The following is a 10,541-nucleotide window of genomic DNA, read 5'->3' as shown; positions in this document are numbered from 1 at the left end:
CTAATCTTGTTTATTAAATTCAAGATTTTCAGTTTATTGACTAAATCTATTTGGAGGTATTAGAGTGATGAAAAAAATTATTTATATAGCTACAATTTCTTTAATTTTATGTTTAATGCTCAATATTCCGATATTAGCCCAAAAGGTATCTTTTTATGCCAACATCACAGCAATAGAGCCGATTATGGAAGCATTCGAAACTGCTACAGGAATAGACGGTGAATATACCAGAATTTCCACTGACAAATTCCTTGCCACTGTTATTACTGAGTTTGAAGCAGGTAAGCTACAGGCTGATGTAATACAGGCACCAATTACTGTTCTTGATTTATTAAATGAAAGAGGAGTATTGTCGGATTACATATCTCCTGTGGCAGAAGATTACCAGGAATGGACTCGCAAAGATGGTATCCAGCTTTTTGGAATAGAATATGTTGGACTTATTTACAATAAGGAAATGGTTGATCCGGAAGAGGTTCCCAAAAGGTATGAGGATTTAACTGATCCAATCTGGAAGGATAGAATTGTTATGGCTAATCCATCCATACATCCGACAACTATTTCCTGGCTGGTAGGCCTGAAGGAGAATGTCTTTGAAACAGAAGAAGCCTGGAGAGATTTTCTTGAGGGATTGGCTGCAAATAATCCCATGTTTGTAGCTTCTTTTGGTCCTACGCCTGCTCCAATTGAAAGTGGTGAAAAACATATTGGTATCTCTATGCCTAAATACATAATCACTAAAGCCCCGGCACCTTTAGATTGGGCACGGCTGGAGCAGCCACTTTTGGGAACACCTCGAGCTATTGCAGTGACATCTTCTGCTCCAAATCCTGATGAAGCAAAGGCTTTTGTGGATTACTGGCTCTCAAATGAGGCTATGTCCATACTGGCGAATGAAGTTGGCGAATATGTACTGGCACCGGGCGTATTCCCGCCTATTGAAGATATGGATAAGGCAGAAGTTATTGCTATTAGAGAACTTTCAGATGAAGAAATTCAACGTTGGGGAGAAGAATTTGCAGAAATATTTGATGTATACTAAAAATTAACTAAACATTATTAGTTAAATGGCAAACAAAGGAGGATAACTGTGGAAATCCAGATTAAAGATGTCAGCAAGCATTATTACTCAGAAGGAAAGACGATAAAAGCATTGGATAATGTAAGTCTTACAATTCCCGGGAAAAAAATATTTACTTTACTCGGACCTAGTGGTTGTGGCAAAACTACCCTGCTTCGCTGTATAGTAGGTCTGGAGATTCCTGATGCTGGTGAGATTATTATTGACGATGAGGTAGTTTGGTCCAGCAAGAAAGGAATAAATGTTCCGGTTGAAAAGAGGGGACTGGCTATGGTATTTCAGACATATGCAATCTGGCCGCACATGGATGTGTTTAATAATGTTGCCTATCCCCTTCAAATTCAAAAGCTTCCCAGGGAAGAAATTAGAAAGCGTGTTGAAAAGACTTTGAAGTTTGTAAAACTGGAAGGATTTGAACATAGGCCGGCAACAAATATTTCAGGTGGTCAACAGCAACGCGTAGCCCTTGCCAGAGCTTTAATCGCGGAACCAAAAGTTATTCTCTTTGACGAGCCTTTAAGTAATTTGGATGCAAAACTCAGGGAAGAAACCAGAAAAGATTTAAGAATTTTCCTCAGTGAACTCAAAATAACAGCGGTATATGTAACACATGATCAGATTGAAGCCCTTGCTCTTTCTGACATAATTGCGGTAATGCATTCCGGAAAGATTATAGAGATTGGCTCTCCAAGAAAAATATACTTCGATGCGTCCCACCGTTTCGTGGCAGATTTTATTGGTAGAGCCAATCTTATTAAAGCGGTAGTAAAATCCCAACAGGATGATAGAACGGTTGTTGATACCCAGATGGGTAGTTTTATCTGCCAGAAACGTGATTTCCCTGAGGGAAGTGAAGTTGTATTATGTATCAGACCAGAATTTATTTACTTAAAGGAAGATAAAAAAGAGATTGTAGGGCAGAATATTCTCAAAGGCACAATAGAAACACTTGTTTTTATTGGTGAAGCATATGAGGGAGAAATAAAAGTTGGAGATGAAATCCTCATGGTAAAAATAAAACCTGAAACCTTATTAAAAAAAGGCGATGTGGTGGAATTCAATGTAAGCCCGGAACACTGTCTTCTTGTTTCGGTTTAACGGGGAACCAATAATGAAAAAAACTCCCAAATTAACAATAGTTTTAATTCTAATTGTTGGCTTTTTAACAGTCTCTCCAGTTATAATGCTTATCTTCGGCAGCTTTTCCGAAGGACTCAGTGCTTTCGGTTCTTTTACGCTGGAAAAATATATTTCAGCATATACTGATCCAGCTTTTTCAAAGATTATTATTAATACAATAATCTTTGTAGTCGGTGCTGCAGTAGTTGCTACAGTATTAGCCTTATTTTTGGCTTATCTGAACAACAGGACAGATATCCCCTGTAAATTTTTATTTAAAATTATTTCTATTACACCTATGATGATTCCACACATACTTTTTTCAGTTAGCTGGGTATTATTATTAAATCCATCTAATGGTATATTAAATCTTATACTAAAACAGCTATTTTCGCTGGAAAGTTCTCCTCTTAATATTTATTCCCTCTGGGGAATGATGTTAGTTGAAGGATTGCTTGACATGCCAATAGCTTATCTTATCATTGCACCGGCGATGGCTTCTTTTGATGTAAATTTAGAAGAATCTTCCCGGGTATTTGGTGCAAATAGCGGACAGACTTTATTTAGAATAACCCTACCGGTTCTGAAACCAGCAATACTGGCTTCATTTATTCTATGTATTGTTCGTTGTATGGCATCCTTTGCTGTGCCATCTGTAATTGGTATGCCAGGAAGAATTTATGTTTTGTCAACTCATATTTACCGGACAATATCAATAGGATTTGCAGTGGATTATGGTAAAGCTGCAGCTATAGGGATGAGTGTTTTAGTTACATCAGTAACCCTTATTTATATATATAGATATATGACTTCAGCAAGTGAAAAATACGTTACTATTTCCAGCCGTGGGTATAGGCCTACAGTAATTGAACTTAAAAAGGCAAAAATACCTTTATTTGTTATTCTTGGTATTCTAATGTTTGTTCTAATTGTACTTCCGGTTCTGGTTTTAATATATACTTCATTAACCCCGTATGCTATGGTACCAAGCTCCAGGGCTTTTTCCATGATGAATTTGAATCACTGGTCTGATGTTATCAGTGATCCTATTTCACTTTTATCATTAAAAAATAGCCTGTTCCTGGGTGTTTTTGGAGCCACCCTTGGAGTGGTTTTGTCTATCTTTGTAGCATATACTATTGTAAAGATAAGAACAAAAGCATCCGGCTTGTTGGAGTCATTAAGCTTCTTATCTTTTTCTTTTCCTGGCATTGTTATCGGAGTAGGATTCATGTGGTTCTTTGTTCGCACCCCCATTTATGCTACTATCTGGGCCTTACTAATAGGTTATATTGCCACTTATCTCCCATATGGCATACGTCCCTTAAGCAGTGCTTTTGTACAGATACACAAACATCTCGAGGAATCCTCTATGGTTTGTGGAGCAAAACCGCTTACTACTATGTGGAGAATTATAGTTCCCCTACTGATCCCGGGTATTGTTTCTTCATGGGTTCTTATGTCTACTATGTTTTTACGTGAATTGACTCTTTCAGTAGTTCTGTCCAGGCCAGGAACTGAGGTTCTGGCTGTTCAGATTCTTCGTTTTGCCAATGATGGGCTGTGGGGAAGGCTCTCTGCATTAGGTATTATAATGATTGTTTTGTCCACGACTCTTGTTGCTCTTGTCAATTTTATCGGAGCGAGATTTACAAATAAATAAAATGGGATTTTACTTATTTCCCAATATTTATAATTTTTCCCACCGAATATTTTTATTGCTTTACAAAGAAAAGAAAAAAGTGTATTTTATGGTAGATTTTTCATATCTATATTTATAAAATATCTAAAAGGCATTATATATTATAATTTTAAAAATTAAAATTATATACCGGAGAGATAATATTGCTTAAGTTGTTAAAAAATTTAAAACCTTACTGGCTTTCAGTACTTGGAATTATTTGTTTTGTTTTTTTGCAAGCTATTGCAGAATTATTTTTACCTACATTGATGGCAGATGTGGTCGATACAGGTGTTGTTAATCAGGATATCGGTTATATTATAAGAGTTGGTGGGGTTATGATTATTGTTGCTATCATAGCAATGACCGGCTCTCTTATTGGAAGCTACTTATCGGCAAGAGTTTCTGCCGGGTTTGCTAAAGACCTTCGTTCAATGGTGTTCACAAAAGTGGAAAGTTTCTCCCTGGAAGAGTTCAATGAAAAAGGCACTGCCTCCCTTATTGTAAGGACTACTAATGATATTACCCAGATTCAGCGATTAGCAGTGACAATGCTTAGAATGTTTTTAAGAGCACCACTTCTTTTTATTGGCGGCATAATAATGGCAGTATCCAGGAATGCCCAATTAGCATTATTATTGATTGGGATCCTTCCTGTTTTAACAATAATTATTTTTCTGGTTGCAAAAAAAAGTACAACACTTTTTAAATCCATGCAGAATAAAGTTGACAGGTTGAATTTAGTGCTCAGAGAATATTTAACAGGTATCCGGGTTATAAGGGCTTTTAATCGGGAAGAATATGAAAAAAGTCGTTTTGATAATACTAATTATGACTTAACAAATACTACCAAAAAGGTCAATATACTAATGTCTGCATTAATGCCACTTATGACACTGATTCTTAATCTTACTATTGTGGCTATTCTATGGCAGGGGAGTATCAGAATCGATAGCGGTAATATGCAGGTAGGGGATTTAATGGCATTTATTCAATATGCTACACAGATTATGTTTTCCCTGATTATGGTTTCCATGATATTTATAATGATACCCAGAGCAGCGGTATCAGCGATAAGGATTAATGAAGTTTTGGATATTGAACCAAAGATTAAAGATCTGGATCTATCAGGCAGGGAATATTCAAAAAATGAAAAAGATAATGGAGATAAAATTGTCAGAAACAATGTTACAGATAATAAAGAAAGAGGAAATATTGAATTTGAGAATGTCTGTTTTTGTTATCAGGGTTGTGAAGAATTTGCTATTAAAAATATTTCCTTTAAAGCAAAACCAGGAGAAGTTACTGCTATTATCGGAAGTACCGGTTCAGGGAAGACAACTTTAATAAATCTTATTCCAAGATTTTATGATGCAACAAGAGGAAGTGTTATGATTGATGGCATAGATATAAGAGAACTACCCCAGATTGAATTACGCAACAGGATTGGAATAGTGCCTCAGAAGGCTATTTTATTCACTGGAACCGTAAAAGAAAACATCAGTTTTGGAAATAATAACATATCTGGTGATGAGATTATCAAGGCAGCTGAGATTGCCCAGGCTTCTGATTTTATTAATAATATGTCTGATGGCTATAATTCAATGATTAGCCAGGGTGGAAGCAATTTGTCCGGAGGACAAAAGCAAAGAATAGCCATAGCCAGGGCTTTGGCGAAGAAACCTGATATTTACATTTTTGATGATAGTTTTTCTGCGCTTGACTTTAAAACAGAAGCAAAATTACGTAATAAATTGCTTGTTGAAACAAAGAATAAAACTGTACTAATTATTGCCCAAAGGGTTACTACAGTAATGAATGCTGATCAGATTGTAGTTTTAGATGAAGGTCAGATATCCGGTATAGGCAAACATCATGATTTAATGAAAACATGTGCAGTATATAAAGAGATAGTTGTATCACAGAGGTAAATGAGGAAAAAAAGAATGAGTGAAAAACAGAGAAAACCAGGTATTTCTGCAAGAGGCCTTGGTCGTGGTCCGGGAGGTCATTCCGGCTTGACTACACCAGTTGAAAAACCCAAAGATTTTAAAGGCACTTTGTTGAGACTGGTTAGTTATTTAAAACCACATAATGTAAAAATCAGCATCACCTTTTTTGCGGCTATCGCCAGTTCTGTTTTCATTATTATAAGTCCCAAAGTGATGGGCAGGGCAACTACCAAACTATTTGAAGGGTTTCTCCTTAAACTACAAAATGTTCCCGGTGCAGTTATTGATTTTCCCTATATATTTAATATTATTTTTATTTTAATATCTTTATATATTCTTAATGCACTTTTTACCTATCTACAGCATTATCTGATGGTAGATGTTACTCAAAAGACTGTTTATGATATGAGAAAGGAAATCAGTCATAAGCTGACCCGTTTGCAGCTAAGTTACTTTGACAGTAGAACTCATGGAGAAATACTGAGCCGGGTTACTAATGACATTGATACAATCAGTAATACCCTTCAGCAGAGTATTACCCAATTAATCACCTCAATAGTTTCATTAGTAGGAATTTTTATCATGATGCTGACCATAAGTCCGATGTTAACATTAATAACACTTTTTGTCTTACCGGCAAGTTTCTTTGTAACCAGGGTTATTGCCGGAAAGTCACAGAGGCATTTTGCAAGACAACAAAAGATATTAGGTCAATTGAACGGTCATGTAGAGGAAATGTATACCGGTCATAAAATTGTAAAAGCATTCAACTATGAGAAAAAATCAATTAAAAAATTCAGCGGGCTGAACGATAAGCTATATGATGCTGGTTGGAAAGCACAATTTATATCCGGAATGATTATGCCACTAATGATTGCCATAAGCAATATTAGTTATGTCTTTATTGTTATTCTCGGTGGAATTGCAGTAGCCAGGGGCACTATTACTATTGGTAATGTACAGGCTTTCCTCCAGTACTCCAGGCAGTTCACTCATCCTATTGTCCAGGCAGCAAATATTGCTAACATTATTCAATCAACAATAGCCGCTGCTGAAAGGGTTTTTGAAGTCCTTGATGAAAAAGAGCAAATTCCTGAGGCAGAAAACCCGGTAATTTTAAGTAAACCACAGGGAAATATTGAATTTAATCATGTTAAGTTTGGGTATGATAAAAACAAGACAATAATCAAAGATATGAGTTTTAAAGCTAAAAAAGGTCAGATAATTGCCATTGTTGGCCCAACTGGTGCAGGAAAGACGACCTTAGTAAATTTATTAATGCGTTTTTATGAAATTGATGCTGGAAAAATAACTGTTGATGAAAAAAATATACTTGATATGAAAAGGGCTAACTTGCGAGATATTTTTGGGATGGTTCTGCAAGATACCTGGCTGTTTAAAGGAAGTATCAAGGAAAATATCGCCTACGGCCAAATTGATTCTACAGAGGAACAGGTAATCAAGGCAGCAAAGCTTGCTTATGCAGACCATTTCATCAAGACACTTCCCCTTGGATATGATACAGTTATTGATGAAGAAGCGAGTAATCTGTCTCAAGGCCAAAAACAATTGCTGACCATCGCCAGGGCAATATTATCAAAACCATCTGTATTGATTCTTGATGAAGCAACCAGCAGTGTTGATACCAGAACAGAATTACATATTCAAAATGCCATGCTCTCCCTGATGGAAGGAAAAACGAGCTTTGTAATCGCCCACCGTTTATCTACGATTCAGGGAGCAGATTTAATTTTGGTTATGGATAAAGGAGATATTGTTGAAAAAGGAACCCACAAAGAGTTATTGCAAAAAAATGGTTTTTATGCGGATTTATATAATAGCCAATTTGCGGTTATAGGTTTAGAAAAAGATATAAATCAGTAGTATTTGTTGATCCTTTATGCTCTTTATTTTCAGTTAAAAAATGAGGCTTTTTAGTATTCCTATTGCATTTGTCAGAAAAAAACTTTTGTACATAAACATTTTTAATATATAATATTAAGTAAAAAGATACAATATCTACAGCAATTCATTAAACTGCAAAAAATTTGTAAAATTATTGACCCTGAGTAGCTTTGTCTAAGGAGGTTCACTATGGATAAACTATTTGGAGGAATAATCGGAGCAGGAAAAACTTCTTTTATAGGATTTACACATAGAGTAGCAGCCAATTTTTACAATGAAGCAGAGATAAAGTCAGGTGTCTTTTCAAATAACCCTGACGAGTGCCTGCAGCGTGGTTTGGAGCTGGGAATTGAAAGAGATAGAATATATTGTGATTATTCCAGGATGATTGAAAATGAAAACAGTCTTCCACATGAAAAGAGAATTGAATTTGTAATAATTGCAACTCCCAATTTTCTGCATTACAATATGATAAAAGCATTTTTAGAGAATGGTTTTCATGTAATAACTGATAAACCCATGGGAATTTCTCTTGCTGAATGCCTGGAAATCAAAAATATTCAGAAAAAAACAGGAATGGTTTTAGCTTTGACTCATGGATATACAGGTTATCCGATGATTAAACAAGCCAGGTATTTGGTTAAATCAGGCAGGTTGGGCAAAATAATAAATATAATAGTCAGCTATAACCAGGGATGGCTCTCTCCACTTATTAATAATCCACAGACATTTAAAACCTGGCACCTTGATCCTGCTATCTCCGGTCCCTCCAATACCATGATAGATATCGGGACTCATGCTATTAACCTTGTTCAAACTATTACCGGTTTAATTCCTCAGAGGGTATGTGCTGACCTTGAATCTGCTATACCGGGAAATCAACTTGAAGATAATGGTACAGTACTTATTAAATTTAATAATATGGTCAATGGCCTGCTTCATGCTTCTCAGGTTTCAACAGGAGAAGGAAATGCTCTTCGAATAAAAATATACGGAGACAAGGCTGGTCTATCCTGGGATCAAGAATTTCCAGAAGTGTTAGAAATGATGAATTCAGACGGTACCACCACTATATTTAAAAAAGGCATTTCTGCATTATGTAAGGATGCACTAAACGCATCTAATTTTCCACCAGGACACCCGGAAGGTTTTATCTGTGCATTTGCAAATATATATGCCGCAGTATTTAAGGCAATACGCTGTCATAAGGATAATCAGCATTCATGCCCCGGCGGGGAGAGCGGTTGGGATTTCCCCGGCATAGAAGAAGGAATAACAGGACTTTCTTTTGTTGAGGCAGTTATAAAAAGTAATCAGTCAACAGATAAGTGGATAAAAATTTGACTTTAAAATCAGGTAAATATATCATAAATAAAGGGTTTGCTTTTAACAATTTACTATGGATTTATTGAATATGAAAAAGAGAGGTGGTGATATACCGGAACACTCACAATCAATTTTACCAACAGAAAACAATTAATAAATTTAAAAAGGAGAGAAAAAAATGAAAAAGTCAATTCTTTGGATTTTAGTTCTGATATTTGTTTCTTCAATTGTTAGTTTTTCTTTTGCGCAACCAGTTGAAGTTGGTATTGTCCTTCCTACCAAGGATGAACCCAGATGGATACAGGATGAAGCACGATTTAATGATGCGCTGGAAACTGCCGGTTATAGTGCTGAGATTCTCTTTAGTCAGGGCTCTTCTGCAAGAGAAAAAGAAAATGTTGAGGCATTAATTACCAAAGGTGCAAAAATACTAATAATTTGTCCTCATGATGCAACTGCCGCTGCCGCCTCAGCAGATGAGGCAAGGGAAGCTGGTTTAAAGGTTATTTCTTATGACCGGTTGATTCTCGAGACTGAATCAGTTGATTACTATGTAACCTTTGACAGTATTGCAGTTGGAGCAGCTCAAGCTCAGTATTTGGTTGACAAAGCTACCGGAAGCGGAAACCCCCTTTATCTGTATGCCGGTGCTGCTACCGACAATAATTCTTTCCTTTTCTTTGAAGGTGCATGGAATGTTTTGCAACCTAAGATAGCTGATGGTACTTTTGTAATTAAGAATTCAAGTAAGGCAATTGAATTACAGGATAAAGCCCAGCTTACTCGTGCCGAAATGGGAGAAATCCTGGGTCAGATTACTACTGAATGGGACTTCACTACGGCAAAGAATCTTGCTGAGGCCAATCTAACTGTTGCCAGTGCTGAAGACAAGGGAGATGTTTTTATACTGGCACCTAATGATGGAACTTCCAGAGCTATTTCTGATGCCTTTGCTGATGATACAGATGTAACCAGTTATGTTAGTACCGGTCAGGATGCTGAAATACCTTCAGTTCAGTATATTATTGATGGTAAACAGTCAATGACAGTCCTAAAGGACGTTAGAACATTAGTGCAGGATGCCAGTGATGCAGCAGTAATATTCCTGGAAGGCGGTGTTCCGGTAGCTACTCATACCTACAATAATGGAAGAATCGATGTTCCTGCAAAGCCTTCTGAAGTTATTGCAGTAGACCAGGGTAATGTTAAAGAAGCAATAATAGAGTCCGGTTATTGGGATGCCTCTGAGTTTACCGGATTAGACTAAAAATAATTAGAATCTGATTTAATAAGAAATTTTGTATCCTTGACTTAAAATGGCAAGTGGACGAAGGAAAAATTTCTCAAAGCATTAAGGGTGTCTCATTTCGTCCACTTGCAAACAATTATTAAATATTTATAATAGGCTTCTACTTCTAATAGATTATATATATAAAAAAATGGAATTATTTAGATTTTATTTAGCACTTATCAAATT

Annotated in this window: 7 protein-coding genes; all 7 read left to right on the top strand. The window is 36.2% G+C overall.

Going from position 1 to position 10,541, the window contains the following annotated elements:
• Window positions 1–67: 67 nt before the first annotated feature.
• The 7 genes from PHQ99_02250 (at window position 68) to chvE (ending at window position 10,331) form a co-directional block, all read left to right on the top strand.
• On the top strand, window positions 68–1,042 hold the full coding sequence (locus PHQ99_02250; protein MDD4288399.1) for an extracellular solute-binding protein: 975 nt from the start codon (window positions 68–70) through the stop codon (window positions 1,040–1,042).
• A 48-nt stretch (window positions 1,043–1,090) separates the two neighbouring features.
• On the top strand, window positions 1,091–2,179 hold the full coding sequence (locus PHQ99_02245) for an ABC transporter ATP-binding protein (GenBank protein MDD4288398.1): 1,089 nt from the start codon (window positions 1,091–1,093) through the stop codon (window positions 2,177–2,179).
• A gap of 13 nt (window positions 2,180–2,192) precedes the next feature.
• Window positions 2,193–3,863: an iron ABC transporter permease gene (locus PHQ99_02240; GenBank protein ID MDD4288397.1), complete on the top strand. Its 1,671-nt coding sequence runs from the start codon at window positions 2,193–2,195 to the stop codon at window positions 3,861–3,863.
• Window positions 3,864–4,045: 182 nt separating this feature from the next.
• On the top strand, window positions 4,046–5,812 hold the full coding sequence (locus PHQ99_02235; protein MDD4288396.1) for an ABC transporter ATP-binding protein: 1,767 nt from the start codon (window positions 4,046–4,048) through the stop codon (window positions 5,810–5,812).
• Window positions 5,813–5,827: 15 nt separating this feature from the next.
• Window positions 5,828–7,717 carry an ABC transporter ATP-binding protein gene (locus PHQ99_02230; protein MDD4288395.1) on the top strand — a complete coding sequence of 630 codons (1,890 nt, stop codon included), beginning with the start codon at window positions 5,828–5,830 and terminating at the stop codon, window positions 7,715–7,717.
• A gap of 210 nt (window positions 7,718–7,927) precedes the next feature.
• Window positions 7,928–9,082, top strand: coding sequence for a Gfo/Idh/MocA family oxidoreductase (locus PHQ99_02225; protein MDD4288394.1), 1,155 nt, complete (start codon window positions 7,928–7,930; stop codon window positions 9,080–9,082).
• A 160-nt stretch (window positions 9,083–9,242) separates the two neighbouring features.
• Window positions 9,243–10,331, top strand: coding sequence for a sugar ABC transporter substrate-binding protein (chvE, locus tag PHQ99_02220; GenBank protein MDD4288393.1), 1,089 nt, complete (start codon window positions 9,243–9,245; stop codon window positions 10,329–10,331).
• The last annotated feature ends 210 nt before the right edge of the window (window positions 10,332–10,541 follow it).

The organism is Atribacterota bacterium, from assembly GCA_028703475.1.
Classification (GTDB): domain Bacteria; phylum Atribacterota; class Phoenicimicrobiia; order Phoenicimicrobiales; family Stramentimicrobiaceae; genus JAQVMU01.
This window is presented reverse-complemented; position numbering and strand designations above follow the sequence as displayed.

Excerpts from the sequence above, each read along its gene's own strand:
- PHQ99_02250 (MDD4288399.1), top strand. The coding sequence starts at position 68 with ATGAAAAAAATTATTTATATAGCTACAATTTCTTTAATTTTATGTTTA.
- PHQ99_02240 (MDD4288397.1), top strand. The coding sequence starts at position 2,193 with ATGAAAAAAACTCCCAAATTAACAATAGTTTTAATTCTAATTGTTGGC.
- PHQ99_02230 (MDD4288395.1), top strand. The coding sequence starts at position 5,828 with ATGAGTGAAAAACAGAGAAAACCAGGTATTTCTGCAAGAGGCCTTGGT.
- PHQ99_02225 (MDD4288394.1), top strand. The coding sequence starts at position 7,928 with ATGGATAAACTATTTGGAGGAATAATCGGAGCAGGAAAAACTTCTTTT.
- chvE (MDD4288393.1), top strand. The coding sequence starts at position 9,243 with ATGAAAAAGTCAATTCTTTGGATTTTAGTTCTGATATTTGTTTCTTCA.